The 23,639-nt window shown below is 59.2% G+C and carries 23 protein-coding genes; 11 read left to right on the forward strand and 12 right to left on the reverse strand.

Features of this window, described 5'->3' with window-relative positions:
* Positions 1-253 precede the first annotated feature (253 nt).
* The 10 genes from HBJ59_RS09370 (at position 254) to HBJ59_RS09415 (ending at position 11,707) form a co-directional block, all read left to right on the forward strand.
* Entirely contained in the window at positions 254-2,479 is a 2,226-nt protein-coding gene (locus HBJ59_RS09370; RefSeq protein WP_167663362.1) for an NADP-dependent isocitrate dehydrogenase, read from the forward strand.
* 228 nt (positions 2,480-2,707) lie between these two features.
* Positions 2,708-3,154 (forward strand): NUDIX hydrolase, encoded by a 447-nt coding sequence (locus tag HBJ59_RS09375; protein WP_167663363.1) that lies wholly within the window; start codon positions 2,708-2,710, stop codon positions 3,152-3,154.
* A 59-nt stretch (positions 3,155-3,213) separates the two neighbouring features.
* Positions 3,214-4,338 (forward strand): tRNA 2-thiouridine(34) synthase MnmA, encoded by a 1,125-nt coding sequence (gene mnmA / locus HBJ59_RS09380; protein WP_076016776.1) that lies wholly within the window; start codon positions 3,214-3,216, stop codon positions 4,336-4,338.
* Positions 4,335-4,958 carry a high frequency lysogenization protein HflD gene (gene hflD / locus HBJ59_RS09385; protein ID WP_076016775.1) on the forward strand — a complete coding sequence of 208 codons (624 nt, stop codon included), beginning with the start codon at positions 4,335-4,337 and terminating at the stop codon, positions 4,956-4,958. Before mnmA ends, hflD begins: the two co-directional genes overlap by 4 nt.
* Positions 4,959-5,082: 124 nt before the next feature.
* Positions 5,083-6,453, forward strand: a complete 1,371-nt coding sequence (gene purB / locus HBJ59_RS09390; RefSeq protein WP_167663364.1) for an adenylosuccinate lyase — start codon at positions 5,083-5,085, stop codon at positions 6,451-6,453.
* Positions 6,454-6,537: 84 nt separating this feature from the next.
* Complete coding sequence (locus tag HBJ59_RS09395) at positions 6,538-7,704, forward strand: cupin domain-containing protein (protein ID WP_063031419.1); 1,167 nt, start codon at positions 6,538-6,540, stop codon at positions 7,702-7,704.
* Complete coding sequence (locus tag HBJ59_RS09400) at positions 7,697-8,119, forward strand: GNAT family N-acetyltransferase (RefSeq protein WP_017479509.1); 423 nt, start codon at positions 7,697-7,699, stop codon at positions 8,117-8,119. The genes HBJ59_RS09395 and HBJ59_RS09400 overlap by 8 nt, the downstream gene beginning before the upstream one ends.
* Before the next feature lie 237 nt (positions 8,120-8,356).
* Positions 8,357-9,094, forward strand: a complete 738-nt coding sequence (locus HBJ59_RS09405) for a secretin N-terminal domain-containing protein (protein ID WP_076016773.1) — start codon at positions 8,357-8,359, stop codon at positions 9,092-9,094.
* Positions 9,095-9,588: 494 nt separating this feature from the next.
* Positions 9,589-10,914: an isocitrate lyase gene (aceA, locus tag HBJ59_RS09410; protein WP_003219577.1), complete on the forward strand. Its 1,326-nt coding sequence runs from the start codon at positions 9,589-9,591 to the stop codon at positions 10,912-10,914.
* A gap of 253 nt (positions 10,915-11,167) precedes the next feature.
* Positions 11,168-11,707, forward strand: a complete 540-nt coding sequence (locus HBJ59_RS09415; RefSeq protein WP_076016771.1) for a DUF1523 family protein — start codon at positions 11,168-11,170, stop codon at positions 11,705-11,707.
* Between the two features lie 77 nt (positions 11,708-11,784).
* Here the strand turns inward: HBJ59_RS09415 and HBJ59_RS09420 are convergent, their stop codons facing one another.
* From HBJ59_RS09420 to HBJ59_RS09475, 12 genes are all read right to left on the reverse strand, one after another.
* Entirely contained in the window at positions 11,785-12,363 is a 579-nt protein-coding gene (locus HBJ59_RS09420; RefSeq protein ID WP_076016770.1) for a TerD family protein, read from the reverse strand.
* 29 nt (positions 12,364-12,392) lie between these two features.
* Positions 12,393-12,968 carry a TerD family protein gene (locus tag HBJ59_RS09425; RefSeq protein WP_076016769.1) on the reverse strand — a complete coding sequence of 192 codons (576 nt, stop codon included), beginning with the start codon at positions 12,966-12,968 and terminating at the stop codon, positions 12,393-12,395.
* A gap of 33 nt (positions 12,969-13,001) precedes the next feature.
* Complete coding sequence (locus HBJ59_RS09430) at positions 13,002-14,036, reverse strand: TerC/Alx family metal homeostasis membrane protein (protein ID WP_076016768.1); 1,035 nt, start codon at positions 14,034-14,036, stop codon at positions 13,002-13,004.
* 12 nt (positions 14,037-14,048) lie between these two features.
* Positions 14,049-14,498: a tellurite resistance TerB family protein gene (locus HBJ59_RS09435; RefSeq protein ID WP_167663365.1), complete on the reverse strand. Its 450-nt coding sequence runs from the start codon at positions 14,496-14,498 to the stop codon at positions 14,049-14,051.
* Between the two features lie 63 nt (positions 14,499-14,561).
* Positions 14,562-15,734, reverse strand: a complete 1,173-nt coding sequence (locus HBJ59_RS09440; protein ID WP_167663366.1) for a TerD family protein — start codon at positions 15,732-15,734, stop codon at positions 14,562-14,564.
* Positions 15,731-16,321: a TerD family protein gene (locus HBJ59_RS09445; RefSeq protein WP_076016765.1), complete on the reverse strand. Its 591-nt coding sequence runs from the start codon at positions 16,319-16,321 to the stop codon at positions 15,731-15,733. Before HBJ59_RS09445 ends, HBJ59_RS09440 begins: the two co-directional genes overlap by 4 nt.
* Positions 16,322-16,423: 102 nt before the next feature.
* The gene (locus HBJ59_RS09450; RefSeq protein ID WP_167663367.1) at positions 16,424-17,374 is read right to left on the reverse strand and encodes an HpcH/HpaI aldolase/citrate lyase family protein; all 951 of its coding nucleotides are present in this window, start codon (positions 17,372-17,374) and stop codon (positions 16,424-16,426) included.
* Positions 17,374-18,468, reverse strand: coding sequence for a cysteine protease StiP family protein (locus HBJ59_RS09455; RefSeq protein WP_167663368.1), 1,095 nt, complete (start codon positions 18,466-18,468; stop codon positions 17,374-17,376). Before HBJ59_RS09455 ends, HBJ59_RS09450 begins: the two co-directional genes overlap by 1 nt.
* Positions 18,461-19,219, reverse strand: a complete 759-nt coding sequence (locus HBJ59_RS09460) for a trehalose phosphatase (RefSeq protein ID WP_167663369.1) — start codon at positions 19,217-19,219, stop codon at positions 18,461-18,463. Before HBJ59_RS09460 ends, HBJ59_RS09455 begins: the two co-directional genes overlap by 8 nt.
* On the reverse strand, positions 19,209-20,345 hold the full coding sequence (locus tag HBJ59_RS09465) for a phosphoribosyltransferase domain-containing protein (RefSeq protein WP_167663370.1): 1,137 nt from the start codon (positions 20,343-20,345) through the stop codon (positions 19,209-19,211). The genes HBJ59_RS09460 and HBJ59_RS09465 overlap by 11 nt, the downstream gene beginning before the upstream one ends.
* A gap of 69 nt (positions 20,346-20,414) precedes the next feature.
* Positions 20,415-21,554: a trypsin-like peptidase domain-containing protein gene (locus HBJ59_RS09470; protein WP_076016760.1), complete on the reverse strand. Its 1,140-nt coding sequence runs from the start codon at positions 21,552-21,554 to the stop codon at positions 20,415-20,417.
* Positions 21,555-21,633: 79 nt separating this feature from the next.
* Complete coding sequence (locus tag HBJ59_RS09475; protein ID WP_167663371.1) at positions 21,634-22,632, reverse strand: ATP-grasp domain-containing protein; 999 nt, start codon at positions 22,630-22,632, stop codon at positions 21,634-21,636.
* Positions 22,633-23,224: 592 nt separating this feature from the next.
* Between HBJ59_RS09475 and HBJ59_RS09480 the strand changes: the two genes are divergently transcribed.
* Positions 23,225-23,638, forward strand: a complete 414-nt coding sequence (locus HBJ59_RS09480; protein ID WP_003219575.1) for an NADH-quinone oxidoreductase subunit A — start codon at positions 23,225-23,227, stop codon at positions 23,636-23,638.
* Position 23,639 lies beyond the last annotated feature (1 nt).

The following is a 23,639-nucleotide window of genomic DNA, read 5'->3' on the forward strand; positions in this document are numbered from 1 at the left end:
CATAGCGACCTATGTATAATGCCGCCGCTGACCAAAGAGTCACGACGGCCGACCGCTCTACATTGATGCCCTCCGCCCGAAAAGCCGGACTATTACAATAGTCCACCCGCTTGACGCTCGACTGATGCAACCCAACATCACCGCGAAGAAACTTCGACATTTCGCTCATGGATGACTTTGAACGAACGCGCTTTACCCGGCGCATCTCGAGTTTCTGCGCATGCTTTCAGCAAAGAAGAGAGTTAATCCGAATATGCCCACCCGCTCGAAGATCATCTACACCTTCACCGACGAAGCCCCAGCCCTCGCCACCTATTCACTGCTGCCTATCGTAGAGGCCTTCACCGCTTCCGCTGATATTGCTGTGGAAACCCGCGACATTTCCCTGGCCGCGCGCATCCTCGCAAGCTTCCCCGAGCAACTGGGCGCCAAGGCTGTGCCGGACCACCTCGCCGAACTGGGCGACCTGGCCGTAACCCCTGAAGCCAACATTATCAAGCTGCCGAACATCAGCGCTTCGACCCCTCAGCTGCAGGCCGCCATCAAGGAACTGCAAGCCCAGGGCTTCGACCTGCCGGACTACCCGGAAACCGTAACCACCGACGCGGAAAAAGAAACCCGTGCACGCTACGACAAGGTCAAGGGCAGCGCCGTGAACCCGGTACTGCGCGAAGGCAACTCCGATCGCCGCGCACCGCTGTCGGTCAAGAACTACGCACGCAAGCACCCGCACAAAATGGGCGCCTGGGCTGCCGACTCCAAGTCCCACGTTGCCCACATGAGCAACGGCGACTTCTACGGCAGCGAGAAAGCCGTACAGATCGAAGGCGCTGATGCCGTCAAGATCGAACTGATCGCCAAGGACGGTACCGCTACCGTCCTGAAAGAAAAAACCAGCGTACAAGCTGGCGAGATCATCGACAGCGCCGTGCTGAGCAAGAAAGCCCTGCGCAGCTTCATCGCCGCTGAAATCGAAGACGCCAAGAAACAAGGCGTACTGCTGTCGGTTCACCTGAAAGCCACCATGATGAAGGTCTCCGACCCGATCATGTTCGGCCAAATCGTTGCCGAGTTCTATAAAGACGCACTGGCCAAGCACGCTGTCGTGCTGGAGCAGATCGGCTTCAACCTGAACAACGGTATCGGCGACCTGTACGCTCGCATCAAGGCCCTGCCTGGCGATCAGCAAGCGCAGATCGAAGCTGACATCCAGGCGGTGTACGCCGCTCGCCCTTCCCTGGCGATGGTCAACTCCGACAAAGGCATCACCAACCTGCACGTGCCGAGCGACGTCATTGTCGACGCCTCGATGCCTGCGATGATCCGTGACTCCGGCAAGATGTGGGGCACCGACGGCCAGCTGCACGACACCAAGGCTGTGATCCCGGATCGCTGCTACGCGACCATCTACCAGGCAGTCATCGAAGACTGCAAGGCCAACGGCGCCTTCGACCCCACCACCATGGGCAGCGTGCCAAACGTTGGCCTGATGGCGAAAAAAGCCGAAGAGTACGGCTCCCACGACAAGACCTTCCAGATCAAGGCTGACGGCGTAGTCCGCGTCACCGACAGCAAGGGCAACCTGCTGATGGAACAGGCTGTTGAAGCCGGCGACATCTTCCGCATGTGCCAGACCAAAGACGCGCCGATCCAGGACTGGGTCAAACTGGCCGTCAACCGTGCCCGCGCCAGCAACACCCCGGCCATTTTCTGGCTGGACCCACAGCGCGCGCACGACGGCGTCGTGGTCGAGAAAGTTCAGGCTTACCTGAAAGACCACAACACCGAAGGCCTGGACATCCGCATCATGGCGCCGGTCGACGCGATGAAGTTCACCCTGGAGCGCACCCGCAAGGGCCTGGACACCATCTCGGTGACCGGCAACGTACTGCGCGACTACCTGACTGACCTGTTCCCGATCATGGAACTGGGCACCAGCGCCAAGATGCTGTCGATCGTGCCGCTGATGAACGGTGGCGGCCTGTTCGAAACCGGCGCCGGCGGTTCGGCTCCGAAGCACGTACAGCAACTGGTTGAAGAAAACTTCCTGCGCTGGGATTCCCTGGGCGAGTTCCTGGCCCTGGCAGCGTCCCTCGAGCATTTGGGTGTGAACTACAACAACCCGAAAGCCCTGGTGCTGTCCAAGACCCTGGACCAGGCCACCGGCCAGTTCCTCGACAACAACAAGTCGCCATCGCGCAAAGTCGGCAACATCGACAACCGCGGCAGCCACTTCTACCTGGCGCTGTACTGGGCTCAAGCCCTGGCCGCCCAGACCGAAGACACTGCACTGCAGGCGCAGTTTGGCGAACTGGCCAAGACCCTGGCTGCGAACGAGGCAACCATCGTTGCCGAGCTCAACGCCGTCCAGGGCAAGCCAGTGGACATCGGTGGCTACTACGCGCCGAACGCCGAGCTGACCAGCAAGGCCATGCGCCCAAGCAACACCCTCAACGCGGCAATCGCTGCGCTGGTGTAAGGTTGTAAGGATGCAAAGAAGCCCCGGCCCTGTGCCGGGGTTTCTGTTTCTGGACATGGCGCTTTTATTGAAGAAATCCAATCAAAATGTGGGAGCGGGCTTGCTCGCGAATGCGGTGGATCAGTCAATACCTCTTTAACTGACACGCCGTATTCGCGAGCAAGCCCGCTCCCGCACTGAATGCAATCGCGCCTGAAGACAGCGTTACACCTTGAATCGAGGCACTTTATGACCTGGCTACCTCACATCACCGTCGCCACCATCGTCGAAGACAACGGCCGCTTCCTGATGGTCGAAGAACTCAAGGGCGGCCGCGCCGTGCTGAACCAGCCCGCCGGGCACCTTGATCCGAACGAAACCCTGATCGAGGCCGCCGTGCGCGAAACCCTCGAAGAAACCGGCTGGGACGTCGAAGCCACCGGGATTGTCGGGATTTACCTGTACACCGCTCCCAGCAATGGCGTGACCTATCAGCGCGTGTGCTTCATCGCCAAGGCCCTGAAACACCACCCGGACTACCAACTGGACGACGGCATCCTGCGCGCCCGCTGGCTGACCCGTGACGAATTGATGGCCGTGCGCGAAGACTGGCGCAGCGAGCTGATTATCCGCTGTATCGACGATTATCTGGCCGGCCAACGCCACAGCCTCGAATTGATCCGCCCTTCTCTTTAGCCTTGCAGACGCGAGCCTGCTAGAATCGCGTCCTTTTTAAAGACACCCGTTGAAATCCTATGCGTGATCCAGCCCCTTCTGACACACAAAAGAAGCGCGTCATCGTCGGTATGTCCGGCGGCGTGGATTCTTCCGTTTCCGCCGTTCTGCTCATGGAGCAGGGTTATGAGGTGGAAGGCCTGTTCATGAAGAACTGGGAAGAAGACGATGGAACGGAATATTGCACCGCCATGGACGACCTGGCGGATGCCCAGGCCGTCTGTGACAAAATCGGCATCAAGCTGCACACCGCCAACTTCGCCGCCGAGTACTGGGACAACGTGTTCGAGCACTTCCTGGCCGAATACAAGGCCGGTCGTACGCCGAACCCGGACATCCTGTGTAACCGCGAGATCAAGTTCAAGGCGTTCCTCGACTACGCGATGATCCTCGGTGCCGACCTGATCGCCACTGGCCACTACGTGCGCCGTCGCGACATCGATGGCCGCACCGAACTGCTCAAGGGCCTGGACGCCAACAAGGACCAGAGCTACTTCCTGCACGCCGTCGGCGGCGAACAGATCGCCAAGACCCTGTTCCCGGTGGGCGAACTGGAAAAGCCCGAAGTGCGCGCAATTGCGGAAAAACACGGCTTGGCCACCGCCAAGAAGAAAGACTCCACCGGGATCTGCTTTATCGGCGAGCGCCGTTTCAGCGACTTCCTCAAGCAATACCTGCCGGCGCAACCGGGCGAGATCAAGACCACCGAAGGCGAAATCATCGGCCGTCACCACGGCCTGATGTACCACACTATCGGCCAGCGCCAGGGCCTGGGCATCGGCGGCCTGAAAGACGCGGGTGAAGAGCCGTGGTACGTGCTGGTCAAGGACCTGGAACACAACGAACTGATCGTGGGCCAGGGCAATGACCACCCATGGCTGTTCTCCCGCGCCCTGCTTGCTTCGGACATCTACTGGGTCAACCCGGTGGACCTCAGCAGCCCGCGCCGCCTGACCGCCAAGGTTCGCTATCGTCAGAGCGACCAACCCTGCACCCTGGAAAAAACCGCCACCGGCTATCGCGCCACCTTCGACGACCCGCAGCGCGCCGTAACGCCGGGCCAATCGGTAGTGTTCTACGACGGAGAGATTTGCCTGGGGGGCGGCGTGATCGAAGTTGCCGAACCCTGGAGCAGCAAGGCATGAGCCCGACCCAGGAGCAATTGACGGCACTGGGCGGCGTGTTTCTCGCCGCGGTGCTGGTGGACAAGATCGCCAAGACCGGCCAGGTCACCGAGGCAGGCCTGACCTGCATGCTCGGCAGCCTGCTGATCCGCGACCCGAAGGACACCCTGGAAGTGTACGGCGGCGACGACCTGGCCCTGCGTGAAGGTTATCGCGCGCTGGTCGGCGCCCTCGAGCGCGACCCGAGCACCTTGCAGCGCGAGCCACTGCGCTACGCCCTGTCGATGCTCGGCCTCGAGCGCCAATTGGCCAAGCGCGACGACTTGCTGGAAACCATCGGCAAGCGCCTGCCGCAGATTCAGTCTCAGGTCGAACATTTCGGCCCGGCCCACGAAAACGTGATCGCTGCCTGTGGCGCGCTGTATCAGGACACCCTGAGCACATTGCGCCAGCGGATCCAGGTGCACGGCGACATGCGCAACCTGCAACAACCGAACAACGCCTCGAAAATCCGCGCGCTGCTGCTGGCCGGTATTCGTTCGGCGCGGTTGTGGCGCCAGTTGGGCGGTCATCGCTGGCAACTGGTCGTCAGCCGTCGCAAATTGCTGAAAGAGCTTTACCCGTTGATGCGCAACGAATAAGTCGCAGCAACCGATTTTTTTATAGCCCCACGCGTAATACGCCGGTCAGTTGGCAACGGACCGGCGGATTTTTTCATGTATGATACGCGCCCCATTTCGTTGCCCGACTGTCCGAGAACACCCCATGCAGCTTTCTTCGCTCACTGCGGTTTCCCCTGTTGACGGCCGCTACGCCGGCAAAACCCAGGCCCTGCGCCCTATTTTCAGCGAATACGGCTTGATCCGTGCTCGTGTTCTGGTTGAAGTGCGCTGGCTCCAGCGCCTGGCCGCTCACCCTGGCATCAGCGAAGTGCCGGCGTTCTCCGCCGAAGCCAACGCGGTGCTGAACGCCCTGGCGGAAAACTTCGCTCTGGAGCACGCCGAGCGTGTCAAAGAGATCGAGCGCACCACCAACCACGACGTTAAAGCCATCGAGTACCTGCTCAAAGAGCAAGCGGCCAAGCTGCCGGAACTGGCCAAAGTCAGCGAGTTCATCCACTTTGCCTGCACCAGCGAGGACATCAACAACCTGTCCCACGCCCTGATGCTGCGCGAAGGCCGTGATGACGTGATGCTGCCACTGATGCGCCAGACTGCCAAAGCCATCCGCGAACTGGCTATCCGTTTCGCCGACGTACCGATGCTGTCGCGCACCCACGGCCAGCCGGCTTCGCCGACCACTTTGGGTAAAGAACTGGCCAACGTGGTGTACCGCCTGGAGCGCCAGATCGCTCAAGTGGCCGCCGTGCCGCTGCTGGGCAAGATCAACGGCGCCGTAGGCAACTACAACGCCCACCTGTCGGCCTACCCTGAGATCGACTGGGAAGAAAACGCCCGCGCCTTCATCGAAGACGAGCTGGGCCTGGGCTTCAACCCGTACACCACGCAGATCGAACCTCACGACTACATCGCCGAGCTGTTCGATGCGATTGCGCGCTTCAACACCATCCTGATCGACTTCGATCGCGATATCTGGGGCTACATCTCCCTGGGCTACTTCAAGCAGCGCACCATCGCCGGTGAAATCGGTTCGTCGACCATGCCGCACAAGGTCAACCCGATCGACTTCGAAAACTCCGAAGGCAACCTCGGTATCGCCAACGCCCTGTTCCAGCACCTGGCCAGCAAGTTGCCGATCTCCCGCTGGCAGCGCGACCTGACCGACTCCACCGTACTGCGCAACCTCGGCGTGGGCTTTGCTCACAGCGTGATCGCGTACGAAGCCAGCCTCAAAGGCATCAGCAAACTGGAGCTCAACGCGCAGAAGATCGCCGCTGACCTGGACGCTTGCTGGGAAGTCCTGGCCGAGCCGATCCAGACCGTGATGCGCCGCTACAACATCGAAAACCCGTACGAGAAGCTCAAAGAGCTGACCCGCGGCAAGGGCATCACCTCTGAAGCGTTGCAAACTTTCATCGACGGCCTGGACATGCCAGCCGCCGCCAAGGCTGAGCTGAAACTGCTCACCCCGGCTAACTACATCGGCAACGCTGTGGCCCAAGCCAAACGCATCTGATAGCTGCTTGACCCTTTGAGACGCCCGGCAGCGCCGGGCGTTTTTATTCCCGTCTGAAAAGTGCTTTTTTTCAATAGGTTACACATGAATCCTGATATTCCTCTTCAACTTCTGGGCGGCATCACGGCACGCGAGTTCCTGCGCGACTACTGGCAGAAAAAACCGCTGCTGATCCGCCAGGCCATTCCTGATTTCGAAAGCCCGATCGACGCCGACGAACTGGCCGGCCTGGCGCTGGAAGAAGAAGTCGAGTCGCGCCTGATCATCGAACACGGCGAGCGCCCGTGGGAGTTGCGTCGCGGCCCGTTCGCCGAAGATGCCTTCAGCACCCTGCCCGAGCGTGAGTGGACCCTGCTGGTGCAGGCCGTCGACCAGTTCGTGCCGGAAGTGGCTGAACTGCTGGAAAACTTCCGTTTCCTGCCGAGCTGGCGCATCGATGACGTGATGATCAGCTACGCCGCCCCGGGTGGCAGCGTGGGCCCGCACTTCGACAACTACGACGTGTTCCTGCTGCAAGGTTCCGGCAAGCGCAACTGGAAGATCGGCCAGATGTGCAACTCCGAAAGCCCGCTGCTGCAGCACGCCGACCTGCGCATCCTCGCAGAATTCGAAGAAACCGCCGAATGGGTACTGGAACCGGGCGACATGCTCTACCTGCCGCCACGCCTGGCTCACTGCGGTGTTGCCGTGGATGATTGCATGACTTACTCCGTAGGCTTCCGCGCCCCGAGCGCGGCTGAAGTGCTGACCCACTTCACCGACTTCCTCAGCCAGTACCTGACTGACGAAGAGCGCTACACCGACGCCGACGCCCAGCCGGTCAGCGACCCGCACCAGATCCAGGCCGACGCCCTCGACCGCCTGAAAAGCCTGCTGGCCGAGCACATGAGCGACGAGCGCATGCTGCTGACCTGGTTTGGCCAGTTCATGACCGAGCCGCGCTACCCGGAACTGGTCGCCGGCCCGGAAGTGGAAGAAGAAGACCTGCTGGGCAGCCTGCAAGACGGCGCCGTGCTGATCCGCAACCCAAGTGCACGCCTGGCCTGGTCCGAAGTGGACGACGACCTGCTGCTGTTCGCCAGCGGCCAGAGCCGCCTGTTGCCGGGCAAGCTGCGGGAACTGCTGAAGCTGGTCTGCGCTGCCGACGCATTGCACATCGACAACCTCGGCCCATGGCTGGCGGATGAAGATGGCTGCGCCCTGCTGTGGGAACTGGTCAAGCAAGGGAGCCTGGGGTTTGCCGATGAATAAGATTCACGTAAGTGTCGCGGACTGGCAAAAGGATATCGCCGAGATACGGCGCATTCGTGAAGCGGTATTTATCGCTGAACAATCGGTTCCACCGGAGCTGGAATGGGATGCTGACGACGCGGGTGCGGTGCATTTCCTGGCGTTCGAAGGCGACTTCCCCATCGGTACTGCACGCCTGCTGCCTACCGGCGAGATCGGGCGTGTGTCAGTCCTCAAGGACTGGCGCGGCCTGAAGGTCGGCGACAAGCTGATGGAAGCCGTGATCGGCGAGGCCGAGAAACGCGGCCAGACCCGGCAGATCCTCAGCGCACAGGTCCACGCAGCGCCGTTTTATGAGCGCCTGGGCTTCAAGATTGTCAGCGATGAGTTCCTGGAAGTCGGGATTCCTCACGTTGATATGGTGCGCGAGGGCTGATCCGAGACCGCGCCGCGCCCTTCGCGAGCAAGCCCGCTCCCACATTCGATCCAGTACATCCTTGGAATGCGATCACATGTGGGAGCGGGCTTGCTCGCGAAGGCGCCATCAGCAACACCTCAAAAGGCCCTGCCATCCACCGATGCCAGGGCCTTTTGCCGTCCAGGATTCAACTTGCACCCCGCCAGGCCGACAAACTGGCACTATCAAGCCTAATGACTCGCAGAGATAACGGACATGTCCCTACGCACCCTGCTCACTACTTTGCTCCTGGCCACCAGCTTCTCGGTGATGGCTGCCACCGAAGTCGTACCCCTGAGCAACCGCACCAGCGCCGAGCTGTTGCCCGTCGCGCAGAACTTTATCGGCAAGGACGGTACCGTCAGCGCCTACGGCAACCAACTGATCGTGAATGCCGAACCCGACAAGATCCAGGGCCTGCGCGCCTTGCTTGCGCAACTGGACACGCCTTCCAAACGCCTGCTGATCACCGTCGACACCAACGAGAACAACCAGCAAAGCAACGGCAACAATCAAACTCAGGTCATCACCTACAGCACCGAGAGCCGCGACGGCGGGATCCAGCAGATCCAGGCCAGCGAAGGCGTGCCTGCGCTGATCCAGGTCGGCCAGAGCGTGCCGCTCACCACCACCCAGCCTGATGCCTACGGCCGCCCGCAGAACCAGACGCAGTATCGCAACGTGACCCAGGGCTTCTACGTCACCGCCAGCGTCACCGGTGAGACCGTTCACCTGAGCATCAGTACCAATCGTGACCGCATGAGCCAGGAACGTCCCGATGTAGTGAACGTGCAAAGTACCGACACAACTGTCAGCGGACGCTTGGGCGAGTGGATCACCCTGGCCGGGGTCAATCGCCAGACGCAGGCCGACAAAACCACTACAACCCGCAGCTACTCTACTCAGGGGCGCGATGACCTGACCTTGCGGGTCAAAGTCGAGACCCTGAACTGAAGCACCAAAAACTGACTGGCAAGTCGTATTAGACTAAAGATGTAGTGCTTGAAAAAAAGCACTACAAAACATTTGACGATCCAAAAAAGCATGGGCATGATGGCCTCGCTCCCGCTAATCAGGGGCCCTGGCAAGGGCCTTCGGATCGTCGCTCTAAGCTACCCACCTGAGCCGATTCGTGTCTGTACCGCCCACAAGGTGTGTTTGACGAGGTTGCGACTGGAACGAAGTTGTCCCGAGGGACGGAAGCTAACCAGGTAACCCGGCAACACACTGATGGATCGTACAAAGGCCCACGACGCCTGAAGACCGTTCGCAGTTCGCCCTTACCTGCTCAACTCCCCCGCTCGATACTCGTTCATCCCGTCGCCTTCCCCGCCAAGCCTGACTTGACCGCCTAAGCTTCTGGTCAGCGAGCAGCCATTCCCACGCAACGATTGCGCGGCTGGCAAATGGAATTTTCCACCTAGACCTATGCGACGAGGTTTTTCCCCATGGCACTGACACGCGAACAGCAAATTGCAGCCCTTGAAAAAGATTGGGCTGAAAACCCACGCTGGAAAGGCGTGACCCGCGCTTATTCCGCTGCTGACGTCGTCCGCCTGCGTGGCTCGGTTCAACCTGAGCACACTTTTGCAAAACTCGGCGCCGAGAAGCTGTGGAAGCTGGTCACCCAGGGTGCCAAGCCGTCCTTCCGCCCAGAGAAAGATTTCGTCAACTGCATGGGCGCCCTGACCGGCGGCCAAGCGGTTCAACAAGTAAAAGCCGGCATCCAGGCGATCTACCTGTCCGGCTGGCAAGTGGCAGCGGACAACAACTCCGCTGAATCCATGTACCCCGACCAATCGCTGTACCCGGTGGACTCCGTGCCAACCGTGGTCAAACGCATCAACAACTCGTTCCGCCGCGCCGACCAGATCCAGTGGAAAGCCGGTAAAGGCCCGGGCGACGAAGGCTACATCGACTACTTCGCACCGATCGTTGCAGACGCTGAGGCAGGTTTCGGCGGCGTTCTGAACGCCTACGAGCTGATGAAGAGCATGATCGAGGCGGGTGCTGCCGGCGTTCACTTCGAAGACCAACTGGCTTCGGTGAAGAAATGCGGCCACATGGGCGGCAAGGTACTGGTTCCAACCCAGGAAGCTGTTCAAAAGCTGACGGCTGCTCGTCTGGCTGCTGACGTTGCTGGCACTCCGACCATCATCCTGGCCCGTACCGATGCCAACGCGGCTGACTTGCTGACCTCGGATTGCGACCCGTACGACCAGCCGTTCGTGACTGGCGAACGTACCCAGGAAGGCTTCTATAAAGTGCGCGCCGGTCTCGACCAGGCGATCGCTCGCGGCCTGGCCTACGCGCCGTACGCCGACCTGATCTGGTGCGAAACTGCCAAGCCGGACCTGGACGAAGCTCGCCGCTTTGCCGAAGCCATCAAGAAGGAATACCCGGACCAACTGCTGTCCTACAACTGCTCGCCTTCTTTCAACTGGAAGAAGAACCTGGACGACGCGACCATCGCCAAGTTCCAGCGTGAACTGTCTGCCATGGGCTACAAGCACCAATTCATCACCCTGGCCGGCATTCACAACATGTGGCACAGCATGTTCAACCTGGCGCACGACTACGCCCGCAACGACATGACCGCCTACGTGAAGCTGCAGGAGCAGGAATTCGCTGACGCCGCCAAGGGTTACACCTTTGTGGCGCACCAGCAGGAAGTGGGCACCGGCTACTTCGACGACATGACCACCGTGATCCAGGGCGGCACTTCGTCCGTGACTGCGCTGACCGGTTCGACCGAAGAAGAGCAGTTCCACTAAGTACTGAGTACACGGCCACGGCGGCCCCAAGGAAGACCTAACCGCAGTGCCGCACGATCTGACGCCCCGACTGGTTCGGGGCGTTTTTTTTTGCAACAGTTTTATCCTGCACGCTACTACCGCCGTCAAACGCCACTGGTCAGTGCAGATGCGCCACTGCGCGCGCCCTGCAACACTGAATGGCTACCAACTAAACATGCCCTCTGGCGAAGAAAACGGGCAAAATTGCCACCTTATAAAATGGAGTGAAGGTATGAAGTTGCTCAAAGGCGTAATTCTGGGTGCAGTGCTGCTTATCGTCAGCGCCGGCGCACTGGGGCTTTTCTACGTCCTCCCCCAACACGAGGTGGTGCTGATCACCGGAGGCGAGGTCAAGCGGGTCGACCACGATGGCGTGATCAATGCCGAGAACCCGGCTGATGGCCCGACCCGAGACGTTTACTTCATCAACACCGAGCACCCTGACACCAAAGACGTCATGGTCTACCGCAATGAAGACACCGGCTGGTCGTTCCCCTGGTATTTCAAGTTCGATTCTGCGGACATCCAGGCCAAGGCCCAGGGTTACTCTCGCAACGCTGAACAACTGGCGCTCATCCGGTACTACGGGTGGCGCATCAAGATATTGTCGGTGTTCCCGAACGTCACCGATATCGAAGCTACCAACAGCCGTGAAGAACCCTTCCCGCTGTTCAATACGGTGTTCCTGAGTATCATCGCGCTGGTGCTTATTGTTGTCGCGGTGTTCATCAAACGCCGCCTGAAGCGGCGTCATCAGACTGTCGTAAGTTGACCCCAGCCCTGATTGCTTAAACGGCAGACATGAAAAAGCCCCGCTCGAAAGACGGGGCTTTTTTTTAACCCAATGGGTTAGCCAATGCTAACGCCATGGGCTTCAGCCAGAGGCTTCAAGCCGCCAGCAAAACCCTGACCGATCGCCTTGAACTTGAACTCTTCGCCGCTGCGATAAAGCTCGCCGAAGATCATCGCAGTTTCAGTCGAAGCGTCTTCGCTCAGGTCGAAACGCGCCAGCTCTTTACCATCAGCCTTGTTCACCACACGAATGAAGCTGTTGGCAACCTGACCGAAGGTCTGTTTGCGGGCTTCGGAGTCGTGGATGGTGACAGCAAATACCAGCTTCTTCACCAGCGGGGCCAGGGAAGTCAGTTTTACGGTCACTTGTTCATCGTCGCCTTCGCCGGCACCGGAGCGGTTATCGCCCATGTGCTCGACGGAACCGTCAGCCGACTTCTTGTTGTTGTAGAAAATGAAGCTGTTGTCGTCGAGCACCTTGCCGTTTTCACCTACGACGAAAACCGATGCATCGAGGTCGAACTCGGTGCCGTCCGTGACACGAGGGTCCCAGCCCAGACCTACAACTACTTCGGTCAACCCGGGGGCTTCTTTGGACAGCGATACGTTGCCGCCTTTGGAAAGACTTACAGCCATGATTAATTTCCTTGTTCTGGACGTGGGGGTTAGAAGCTCATGCCGTACGAGTTGGCCACTGCTTTCAGGCCACCCGCGAAGCCCGAACCAACGGCGCGGAATTTCCACTCGCCGTTGTTACGGTAAAGCTCGGCAAAGATCATCGCGGTTTCGGTAGAGGCATCTTCAGCAAGGTCATAACGAACAATCTCAGCACCGCTGATCTCGTTTACGACGCGAATGAACGAGCCGCCGACCTGACCGAAATTCTGCTTACGAGCGTCTGCATCGTGAATCGTAACGGTGAACGCGATCTTGTCGATATCCGCAGGAACGCGGCTCAGATCAACTTTCAGTACTTCATCATCGCCATCGCCGGCACCGGTGCGGTTGTCGCCAGTGTGCTCGATGGAACCGTCAGCGCTTTTGAGCTGGTTGTAGAAAATAAAGTCGGCGTCGCTGCGTACTTTGCCGTTGGCACCCAGCAGGAATGCGCTGGCGTCCAAGTCAAACTCAGTCCCGTCAGTCGCGCGAGGATCCCAGCCCAGACCGATCAGAATCTTGGTCAGTGTCGGGTCGGTCTTCGAAAGAGACAGGTTGCCGCCTTTTTGAAGGGTCAGTGCCATGAGTACAACTCCTTGTGGGTAATCTGTTTGAAATTACGATTTTTCGACTTCGACTTCTTCCTTTTGAGGGAAGAGCACGCTGGCAAAAATACCGATGGCCAGTACAACGACAACAATGATCAAGCTGGTGTTCGGATCAATGTTGTAGCCGTGATGGAAAATATGGTCTGTCGCATTCAAGCCAAGTTTTACGGCAATGAAGAACAGCAGTGCGATGACCGCTTTTTCCAGGTGAACCAGGTAGCGCTTCAAGGCTTCCAGCACAAAGTACATGGTCCGCAGGCCGAGAATGGCGAAGAGCATCGCCGAGAACACGATCAATGGCTCACGACTCACCGCAATAACTGCCGGGACAGAGTCAAACGCAAACAGCACGTCGGAGACTTCCATCACCACCAGGCAGAGGAACAGTGGTGTCGCGAACAAACCGCCTTTGGCAGCCAACGACATCCCGGCGTTTTCCGGCTTGGTCAGTTCGGCTTCCAGGGTCTTGCGACGTACGAAGAAGGCATGACCGTGCAGTTTCGGCCACACAGGGAACAGTTTCTTGGCGAAACGGTAAGCCATGTGTTGGGAGTAATCCTCTTCTTCTTCGTCATCGCCGCCGCTGCGCAGCATCATGACGGCAGTCCAGGCGACGACCAGGGCGAAGACCACTTCGACCCAAGGCCCCAGGGCCAACAGTCCGGTACCAATGGCGACGAAGATCAGGCGGAACACGATCGCGCCAAGGATGCCCCAGTACAGCACGCGATGACGCAGGCCATTGGGCACCTTGAACCAGGCGAAGATCGCCATGAACACGAACAGGTTGTCCACGCTCAGCACTTTTTCAAGGGCGTAGCCGGTGATGAACAGCGTGGCGACTTCAGAACCGTGCTCGACGTACAGGAATCCTGCAAAAGCGAACGAGATGAGAATCCAGAATATCGACCAGGCCGACGCACGCGCCAGGCTGATGGGCTGGTCGCCACGGTGGGTAAACATGTCGAGTACCATCGCGCCAATCGCCAATGCTACAAACACGGCAATGGTCAGCGGGGGGAAACCCAGGTGGCTAACTTCCACAGTAATGTTCCTTTAGAGTTCAAAGTCAGCTGGGGGGAGACCCAGCTCGAGACAAATCAGACGGCAAACGGCTTTTTCTTTTTCGTCGAAATCACCGTCCGACGCGCCAATGGCGCAGGCGACACGAACGAGCAAACGACCTGCCCCGTCCTTGCCTTTGATCTTGCTGATGTTTTTCAGGGCTTCAGCCTGACCGATCTGGAAGTCAAATTCGAACTTGGCACACGCGTCGTTGAAGACCTTGATGACGTCGGTCAGGTTGAACACTTTCAGTTCGGGCGAGTTGCTGATGAACCCCGCCATCTTGGTTTTTTCTGCTGCGGTGACTTCACCATCGGCCGCCGCGACCATAGCGCAGCTGTTGGCGACAGCTTCCATGAACTCCCTGTTCTTGAACTTGCTCACCTCGGTGGTCAACTTTTCGCGGGCAAGCGCCGCATTCGTTTTCAGCCATGACAACATGTTGTTCACCTCAAGGGCGGGCCGGTCTGGCCCGCCGTATTCAATTGCAGTTGGATAACCGGGTTACTTGGAACCTGCCGCCCAGCGCATACCCCAGCCGTAAGCCTTGTCCATCAGCGAATGCCCCTTGTGGAAGTCAACGCGGCGGCTCACCTTGACGCTGCCACCGACGTTTTCCAGCAGGGCGATTGCACACATGCCCAGGCGACCGCCCTCTTCATTCAGGCGAACCTCGATAGGTGGCTGACCCGGGACATGGATAGTCACCACGCCATCGGTTTCCCGCCAGTTCGGGGCGCCTTCATAAATGAATGCGAACACCAGGACCCGTCGAATCTCACCCCAGTGTTTACCGTTGATGTGCAGCCATTCGCCATCACTGACGGCGCCGGTACGGTCATCACCTTTGAGCTGAATGTAGGGGTCACGATTCAGTTCGCCGAAGCAATTGCCCAGCGCCTGAACGACGCCCTTGGAACCGTCCTGCAACTCGTAAAGGCACCCGACATCCAGGTCAATGGCGTTGTTACGCGAGAAGAAACCGCCACCACCCTTGCCTTTGTTCCAGTTCAGGTTGACCTTGATTTCGCCAAAGCCGTCAGCGGTTTTTTCCAGGCTGATCGACGAGCGAGTCTTGTCGAGGGTAATTTTGCTGAGGCTGACCGATGGCTTCGGCGCCGCTGCCGGAGCAGGCACGGGTGCTGGAGTTGGAGCTGCGGGCGCAGGCGCAGGCGCAGCGACTTCAACACCAAAGTGCTGGGCCAACGGCTCCAGGCCACCTGCAAAACCCTGGGCTACACAGCGGAACTTCCATTCACCCTGGCGACGATAGAACTCACCCAGAATCAGTGCGGTTTCCTTCATGCCTGCCGTGGGGATCTGCGCCTCAATGCCGCCGGTAACAGTCAGTGCGAGATGAGACACACGGTCAAAGCTGGCCTTGTTCTCATAGATCGTTGCGGTCAACGCGACTTTCTCGACTGCCGCCTCAAGGCGCGACAGGTCAAGCGTGAACCCCGCGCGACCGGCCGAGGACTCGGTCATTTGCACCGCGCCACCCAGTACATTGGTCTGCCCGTAGAAACACATATCAGTGTCGCCGCGGACTTTTCCAGCAGCCCCAAGGACAAACGCAGACACGTCGATATCAGCGCCCGGAATGGCCGAGTAGCTGATATCGACCCGTACCTGGCCGGTGGCGACCGGCGCATTTGCGCCTGGCCCCAAGGTCGTCATGGCCGTACTGCCTGGATGGCCAGGTTGACCAGGTCGTCAGCTGTGCGGCCGTTGGTGACTTGACCGATAGCCTTGAATTCCCAACCGCCGGCTTCGCGCACCAGGCTTGCCATGACCACGCCGGTATGACTGCCCTTCTCGGACAGATTGAAGCGCGCCAGTTCGGTCTTGTTGCTCGCGTTGACGATACGGCAGTAGGCGTTGGCAATTTTTTCGAAGTTTTGACCCGTGAAACTGTTCACGGTGAACACCAGCGATTTGACCGTGGCCGGCAGGCGCTGCAGGTCAACGTTGATGGTTTCATCGTCGCCATCGCCTTCGCCGGTGCGGTTGTCGCCGGAATGCTTGATCGAGCCGTCGCGCGATTGCAATTGGCGGAACCACACCAGGTCCACTGGCTGAAGGTCTGCGTCGAAAAGGATGCAGGAGGCATCCAGGTCGATCTCACCGCTGTTGCCCATCAACCGCCCCAGGAACCCGGCTTTCTCCGGATCCCAGCCCAGTCCAAGGCTGATCGCTGTAAGGCCACCACCGCCCGCGGTTTTTTCCAGGGAAATTGTTTGGTTTTTAGTCAGAGTCAGGGCCATCGGTACGCTCCTTGTTAATCGTCGTTTTCTGGTGTGTACGGTTGTTGTCTTCAGCCACGCAGGCGACCATTGGCTTCAGGACAAAAGCAGGTATGCCCTGAGTCATCGGCCGGCCTCGGCGAGACGAATCGGTTGTTCGGTGTGGCTGGTTTCGACATGCCTGACGCCATGCCATTTGGCACGTTCAAGGATGTTGGTCGCCCATTTGAGATGAGTCGCTGGTTCGCACATTGCGTCATTGTGTTTGAAAACAGCGGGCGCGATCTCGTTCAGCATTAATTTGGCACAATTTAAATCCTCAACACTGACACGCAGGCTGTCCTGGATAGTGTTGATCTGGCTCGGGTGAATCGCCGTCTTACCCACCAAACCATGGGCAATATCAAGGCCCAGCTCTTCCAGCAGCAGATGCGGCGTGGCCAGTTGCTCGAACACCGGCGCCGTCAAGGCAAACCCTTGGGAGCCCATAACCCCGGCCAACATCGGGATCACATAGCCCATAGGCGTGTTGTACAGCGTCATGTCCGGGTTACGCCTCAACCCCAGGCAACCCAGCAAGTCATTGCCGCCGATGCGCAGCGCGATAATGCGCTGCGCCAGCGTTTCGTTGAGCGCCGTACCCAGCTCGACCATTGCCTGCGGATTGAAGACTTCCCGGGTTTCCAGGGTCGGCATCAGCAGAATATGCGGGTTGGTAACCGCCAACTCCCACGCACGCAGGTTAGACAGGCTCAATTTGGGCACGACAAAGCCATCGACATGAGCCATCAGCGGCCAATCGTTCAGCACCGCCGCCATCTGCCAGTCGCGCGGGCGCACAAACAGCATCGGCCCGTCTTCCGACCGGCCGCCCTGCTGCTCAATGGCGCTCAACAACCGATGGAGATTGCGCAGGGCGGTGTCGACGTCGATTTCGGCAACCGCGTCCTCAAGGCACACCACCATAGAGCGCAGTTGAGGCAGCTTCTTGCGAAACACTACCTCGAGAATGTCCTCACGGGTGGCCGGCATGTAGAGCGTGGCACCCAGGGCGTAAGGCGATATTTTCTTCATCAGCTCAAGCTCCGGATGACGGTCACTGCACGGTAGGGGCCAAGGGCCGCCCCCACTTCCTCAACCGTCACACCGGCCCGCTCGGTCAGGTGCATCAGCAGTTGGACGTCCGGATCGCTGCGATCACGCACCAGCACGTGGTCCGGCACTCGGCGCAATACGGCACGGGTAGCCTCGGCGATACCAGGTTTTACCCGGTTCAAATTGGTAATGCCAAAACGCTTGGCGATTACGTCGATCACGTCCAGCGCCGCCGACTGCAACTCAGTGCGCTGCGCTTGCGTCCATGCAGACGCGGGCGCGACGGCAGGCAATGCCCGGCGCACGGCTTCAATCTGGTTCACAAAATCGCGGGTAACATCGTGTTCATTCAGGTGGTCGTAGACCACGCACCCATGCAACCCACCCTCGGCGGGCCAGATGGAGCGCGAGACCAGGCCGGAAACCGTGGCACCCAAAATGCCCGATGGAATCACCCAGTCTTCAGCGGAAGCCGCCAGCCAGGCGCGCCCGCATGGATCGGCGAGCACCACAAGGCGTGGCTGCTCCGGGAACCGCGCATCGCCGTTGAGGCTGCGCTGGATCTCGCCGGAGATTGCGCCCTTTCCAGTCCAACCATCCACGAACACAATGTTCTCGGCGCCATGAGCGGCGATCACGGCTTCCAGGGCAACTTTGTCGATGCCACGGTCACGCACGATACTGATGCCGTAATGATGGGCATCACGCCCTAGATCCAGCAGCGCACGGCGCAAAAGCACGCCCAGCGGAAGGCCCGCGCGGACGAACGACACGAGCGCAATCGAAGGCCCCTTGCAAGCCTGGGCCAGGGCCAGGGCCAAGGACTGAACGTCGCTGGCCATCCTGCCCGCGTTTTGCTGCATGGCCCGCTGGTACAGCTCTTTGTGCACTTCGGTAGGCGCCGACTCCTGGCTGATCATCTCCGAGTAATGCTTTTGTTTGGTCTGGATCAGGCGCTCTTTCTCATGGACATCCGTCACTTCAATCTCGACGGGCTGCAGCAGGAAGAGCACGTCGTCGGCCTGGTAGCTCCCGCTACCGACCGTTGTCAGATGGGCGAAGGCATCACGCATGGATCATCGCCTCCACGACTTTTGCCAGTTGGCTATTGGCCGGCGTTGCCCAGAAGTTGCATTCGTTCATAAAACCCAGGTCAGTCACGCTGTCGCCAAACCCCAACACCGGGCGTTCGCCGTGAGCGGCACGGTCTCGACGCAGCAGTTCCTGGACCGCATGGCGCTTGGCCAGGCCATTGGGCAGGAACGCGAGGTTGTTACCGTTGCCGTGAATATGCATGCCTTCCACAAGGCCGCGGGCCTGGACTTCTGCCAGTACCTTCTGCAGCACCGAGTCGTCGGACTCGTTGTGCTTGGTCACGACATAGTTGAGCAGGCCTTGCTCTTCGACCACCCAGCCGCGCAGGGAAAAGCCCATTTCCTCGCCGATCGCCAAGGTTGCCGCGCTGAGCGCAGGCAAACGGCTTTGATAGGCGGCGAGCACCTCAGTCATCTGCCCATGCCAATCCCGATCCAACGTCCCGTCGGGTTGAAGAATCACCCCACCGTGGGAGCACACTGCCCCTGCGACAAAGGGCAATTGCACGCGACTGTAAGCTTCCACGCTGCGCGCGGTGACCGGAACCACATCGGCCGATTCCAGCAGCCACTCCACAAACGTTTTCTGCACGGCACTCATGTAACCGTTGGGCTGCCCATCGACATCCAGCGTCGCCGTATGCCGGGCACTGCCTTCGGGCATCTTGCGAGCCGTCTGGAACAACGTGTCATCCAGGTCTATGAGGATCAGGGGGCGCTTACTGCTCATCGACGATGACCTCTGCGTTCAATGCGTCTATCAACGATTGCGGAACTGCCTGGGCAGGTGTTTCGCTACAGATCAACACCCGGTCGAATTGGCCTGGCCGCACGTTGTAAAGAAAATTGGGGATGCCCAGGCCATAGTTGTCGGAGAACGACAAGGCGTGGCCGATCTCATGCCCCAGGGCAATCGGCGAGCGGGTGGTGGAGCTGAAATGAACGTCGCCCCCCGCCTGTTCAAGGCGCTCGGCCAACAGGAACGGGCGCCACACGAATTCCCCGGTGCCCACCACGAGAATCCGTTCGCCCGGCTTCACCTGAATATCCGTTGCAAGCGTGTCATCCACATGACAAACGCCCAGACGCCCCCAATCGTTGCGCGGATCAATCGGCCAGTCGCCCACCGCCACCGCCCCGACATCCGGCATGTGCGGCAGCGGCGCGCTCACATCCTCAAGGAAGCGGTACGTGCCCTGAAGCAGCGACACCTCATCGGCCGTCTCGCCCAAAACCTTGCGCACGGCCCCTTGGGACCAATCGGTAAGCACGCACGTCACCACCCGCTCGACCTTGCTAAGCCCGGCCTCTATCAGCGCCCGGTGCAGATTGATAAACGTCTTGCCGGTTGAGGCCTCGTCGTCCACCAGCACCAGAGAACGCGCCTGGTGCATCCGTTCGCGGATAGCGGGATCGGTTGGCTGATGGATCAAGTGCGCGCTGGCGTGACTGTGCTCCTCTTCGAAGCGGGCGAACATTTCATCCCCCACCGGATGCCGGGTGCTCACCAGATAGACGGTGTCCTGGCGGGTCTTGCTGTACATGCGGTGCACACCGGCGCCCAGGCCCACGGCGGTCTCGGCCATGCCGATCACCAGCACCGGCCCGGGTAAATCTGCGGGAATCTTCGCGGCTAGGCTTGCGTAACTGGCCTGCATGGCCGATGGGCGCACAGGGATATGCTTGCCCAGCACCCGCGATACAAACAGGAACGCGCGCTTTGGATTGCGGCGTTCCGCGAATCCGAAGAGTGATTCGGGCTCGAAGGCCGATTGGTCTATATCAACCTCCATCAACCCGCGCTTGAGCTGCGCGCTGAGTCGGCGGGTCGATGTTTTTACTGCTGCGGATTCCATGTACGACATTCCTAAAAGAGGCGTTTAGTGAGTGCAATGCCCCTCACTTTTTCTTCAAACCGGGTGCCTCTACGGGTTTCTGGCTTCAATCCGCCAAAGCGAGGATTGAGCTTCACGGGCCATTTCCGAGGTCGAATACGTTCGGCCCGTTGGAGATTTGGAAGGTGATACCTGGCAGGCATCCAGGAAGGCCAGGAGCAGGCCTGCCTTGACGGCAAAGTTCATGTTTTGCGCGTCCGGCAAGGTCGACGTCACCATCGCGATGACGCCGCCACTGGTATCAAACAACGGGCTGCCACTGGACCCGGGCTGAATCGCTGCGGTGAATTGCAGCAAACTGGAATCGTTGTGCAGCCCGAACAAACTGGACACGCCTCCCTGGGTGACATGCACACCACCTCCGGCCAGGCCCGCCATTGGAAAACCCAGTGCAATCACTGATTCGCCCAGGGCACAACCGGCGCCGTCCTTGAAGAGCACGGGCGATAACGTCGGGCAGTCCTGGACCCGCAACAGCGCGATATCGTTACGTTGATCGACCACGACCACTTCCGCGCGGTAACGGCCGGCAAAAGAAGAAATGTGCAGTTCCTGCATGCCCTCGATTACGTGGGCGCATGTCATGACGTGACTGGGTGAAACGGCAAAACCGGTGCCCGTTGCAGAACCACGGTTTCTTGGAGAGTCGCCGGAATAAGGGCGGCGGTTTGGGTGTGCGTCGTCGATGCTGATGCCCATGCGTCGCCCCATCGCGGCGAGGCCATAGGCGGAACCTTCGGCGAGCGCGCGGAACTTCCACTGATCGTTACGCTTGTAAAACTCGCCGATGACAATGGCCGATTCGCCGTTGTTACGCAAATCCAGGTGCAACTCGACCTGATTGTCGACCTGAAGACGCAACTCTTTGAGTTCACTGACAGGGCCTGCGGCGCCAAAGGTGTAAACGACCAGCAACACCCCTTCACTGCCGCCAGGCAACGCGGACAAATCAAGGGAACAACCGATCGAGGCTTGCTTGCCGCTCCACTCCATCCACTTCTGGGTGATTTGAAACAGCGCCGGATCGCCTGTTGGCAGGCGCTTCTCGGTGACGGGGAGCAATGCGACGGCAGCGTACTCACCGAAGGCGGTGGCGTTACCGGAGTCGAGTGTCCATGCAGTCTTTACACCTGAAATAGCGGTGTTTGCTCCGGGCGTAAGCGCCTTCATCCTAACCTTCCCTGATCGATGTGAGGGTGATTATGTCAAGACAGACATAATCATTCACTCTTTCTGTGGCGCGTTGATATCAATTAGAGGCTAGTACGGCGACCGTAATGGGCTTCACGCGCACGCCTTCGGCCCATTGACTCGCCGGCTCCGGCAAACCAAGCCGACGAGTGGCGAAAATTCCGGCCAGGTTTACCCCGGTCGCGCGCGTATAGCCGATACCGCCGGAGTAGCGCGGATTGATCTCCAGCAGATAGGGAACGCCTTCAAGGTCGTCCCGCGTCTGCACGTTCACCAAGCCATCGCACTTGAAATGCGCCGCAGCCTTGAGCGCCAACTCCACGGCCGCTGATTCGCGCTCGAATGTCTGGTGAACGCCCTGCTTCCTCCTGCCCACGAATGCCACGGGCCTGCCCGCCTCGCACACCATGTCGACCGAACACTCGCTGCCGGCGAGGTAAGGCATGACCAGCATCGGCGCACGCTCTGCGCCCGACCGGTAAATCTTCAGGTAGGTGTCGAAATCGATTTCCCGCGCATCCGGGTTTTGCAAACAGCGAAACGGGTCGACATCCGACTTGAACCGCCAGAACCCTTGCCCGTAGATGCCGACCACAGGCTTGATGCAAACCTCTCCCTGCGCCGACAGCACCGCGTAGGCCGCCGCCAGTTCCTGGGCATTTGTGACCGTAATCGCAGGCGTGCAAGCGAGCCCCGCACGCTCGGCCTCAGCGGTGAACTGGCTTTTATCGTCGACCTTGTCAAAGGTCTCCATGGACATGCCGCCGGTGACAAGGCGCAAGCCAGCAGCCTCGAATCGGTCGCGTGCCGCCTCGTACTGGCTGCCAATACGTCCCGCAAGAATGACTTCGATACGGTGCTCAAGTGCCGTCTCAATTACCCAGTCGATACGCTCCTGGTTGTCTTGAGGCTCTTGAAAAGCGACGTCGGCCTGCCCTGTGATCTCGGGCCGATCCTGGCGGTGTGAGGCAAAGACCCTGACACCCGCCGGTAATGCTTCACGCGCACCTATAATAATGTCGCGCTGGCTGGATTGACCTTCAAGAAACCAGATCACGTGTACGCTCCTCAATGAACATCGGCAGAAATTGACGCACTCGTTGGGCGATAGCCCTCAACGCTGTGTAATTTTTCCGACACATTAACGAACATCAAGCAAAAGGCTATCTAAATCCTGTTTCGCCGTATCACAGACCGCAAACGCCCCAAGTCCCGCCGAGGTCGCTTTCGCGCCTTTTTGGACCAAACATTGATCCAGAGCGGTATCCGCGTCGCCAAAGTCAGTTAAAACATCCGCTTTACCAACTTGCGCCACCCGCACAAGTAACAGCAACTTCCCCCGCTAAACGCCGAACAGTTGTTTAAAACCCACGCAAACAATATTCATTATCATTTAGAGCATGAAAACTTCGTTACCGGTTAAACAAAACACAATTCATTAAATGCGCGCTAATGCCCGCCCCACAAGGGCTACAGCCCCAAGAAGGTGCACTATGTCCTTATTCCATCGAATAATTTCGCTATAGGAATTTTACTTGCCCGGTGTTTAGCCATAAAATCACCGCGATTGATTGCGCTGCGACATATCGTCACTGCATCGTTACTTTTTCGAGCTCAGAGACCTTTGCTCTCTGTTAAGGATTTCCAGCATGACCGAAGCGACAGGACTCATGGCCCACAACTGGGGCTTTGCCATTTTCCTCCTCGGTGTTGTCGGCCTCTGCGCCTTCATGCTCGGTGTCTCCAGCCTCCTCGGGTCAAAAGCCTGGGGCCGCAGCAAAAATGAACCGTTCGAATCCGGCATGCTGCCTACAGGTGGCGCCCGCTTGCGGCTCTCAGCCAAATTCTATCTGGTCGCGATGCTCTTCGTGATCTTCGATATCGAAGCCCTTTTTCTCTTTGCCTGGTCTGTGTCCGTCCGCGAAAGCGGCTGGACCGGATTCGTCGAAGCTCTCGTTTTCATAGCAATTCTGTTGGCAGGCCTTGTCTACCTATTTCGAGTGGGCGCCCTTGATTGGGCTCCGGAAGCTCGTCGCAAGCGGCAAGCGAAGCTGAAACAATGAG

The organism is Pseudomonas sp. AN3A02 (genome assembly GCF_011765255.1).
Classification (GTDB): Bacteria; Pseudomonadota; Gammaproteobacteria; order Pseudomonadales; family Pseudomonadaceae; genus Aquipseudomonas.

What these genes read in the sequence shown, in the direction of transcription:
- HBJ59_RS09370 (WP_167663362.1), top strand. Translation starts at nt 254, where the DNA reads ATGCCCACCCGCTCGAAGATCATCTACACCTTCACCGACGAAGCCCCA.
- HBJ59_RS09375 (WP_167663363.1), top strand. Translation starts at nt 2,708, where the DNA reads ATGACCTGGCTACCTCACATCACCGTCGCCACCATCGTCGAAGACAAC.
- mnmA (WP_076016776.1), top strand. Translation starts at nt 3,214, where the DNA reads ATGCGTGATCCAGCCCCTTCTGACACACAAAAGAAGCGCGTCATCGTC.
- hflD (WP_076016775.1), top strand. Translation starts at nt 4,335, where the DNA reads ATGAGCCCGACCCAGGAGCAATTGACGGCACTGGGCGGCGTGTTTCTC.
- purB (WP_167663364.1), top strand. Translation starts at nt 5,083, where the DNA reads ATGCAGCTTTCTTCGCTCACTGCGGTTTCCCCTGTTGACGGCCGCTAC.
- HBJ59_RS09395 (WP_063031419.1), top strand. Translation starts at nt 6,538, where the DNA reads ATGAATCCTGATATTCCTCTTCAACTTCTGGGCGGCATCACGGCACGC.
- HBJ59_RS09400 (WP_017479509.1), top strand. Translation starts at nt 7,697, where the DNA reads ATGAATAAGATTCACGTAAGTGTCGCGGACTGGCAAAAGGATATCGCC.
- HBJ59_RS09405 (WP_076016773.1), top strand. Translation starts at nt 8,357, where the DNA reads ATGTCCCTACGCACCCTGCTCACTACTTTGCTCCTGGCCACCAGCTTC.
- aceA (WP_003219577.1), top strand. Translation starts at nt 9,589, where the DNA reads ATGGCACTGACACGCGAACAGCAAATTGCAGCCCTTGAAAAAGATTGG.
- HBJ59_RS09415 (WP_076016771.1), top strand. Translation starts at nt 11,168, where the DNA reads ATGAAGTTGCTCAAAGGCGTAATTCTGGGTGCAGTGCTGCTTATCGTC.
- HBJ59_RS09420 (WP_076016770.1), bottom strand. Translation starts at nt 12,363, where the DNA reads ATGGCTGTAAGTCTTTCCAAAGGCGGCAACGTATCGCTGTCCAAAGAA.
- HBJ59_RS09425 (WP_076016769.1), bottom strand. Translation starts at nt 12,968, where the DNA reads ATGGCACTGACCCTTCAAAAAGGCGGCAACCTGTCTCTTTCGAAGACC.
- HBJ59_RS09435 (WP_167663365.1), bottom strand. Translation starts at nt 14,498, where the DNA reads ATGTTGTCATGGCTGAAAACGAATGCGGCGCTTGCCCGCGAAAAGTTG.
- HBJ59_RS09440 (WP_167663366.1), bottom strand. Translation starts at nt 15,734, where the DNA reads ATGACGACCTTGGGGCCAGGCGCAAATGCGCCGGTCGCCACCGGCCAG.
- HBJ59_RS09445 (WP_076016765.1), bottom strand. Translation starts at nt 16,321, where the DNA reads ATGGCCCTGACTCTGACTAAAAACCAAACAATTTCCCTGGAAAAAACC.
- HBJ59_RS09450 (WP_167663367.1), bottom strand. Translation starts at nt 17,374, where the DNA reads ATGAAGAAAATATCGCCTTACGCCCTGGGTGCCACGCTCTACATGCCG.
- HBJ59_RS09455 (WP_167663368.1), bottom strand. Translation starts at nt 18,468, where the DNA reads ATGCGTGATGCCTTCGCCCATCTGACAACGGTCGGTAGCGGGAGCTAC.
- HBJ59_RS09460 (WP_167663369.1), bottom strand. Translation starts at nt 19,219, where the DNA reads ATGAGCAGTAAGCGCCCCCTGATCCTCATAGACCTGGATGACACGTTG.
- HBJ59_RS09465 (WP_167663370.1), bottom strand. Translation starts at nt 20,345, where the DNA reads ATGGAATCCGCAGCAGTAAAAACATCGACCCGCCGACTCAGCGCGCAG.
- HBJ59_RS09470 (WP_076016760.1), bottom strand. Translation starts at nt 21,554, where the DNA reads ATGAAGGCGCTTACGCCCGGAGCAAACACCGCTATTTCAGGTGTAAAG.
- HBJ59_RS09480 (WP_003219575.1), top strand. Translation starts at nt 23,225, where the DNA reads ATGACCGAAGCGACAGGACTCATGGCCCACAACTGGGGCTTTGCCATT.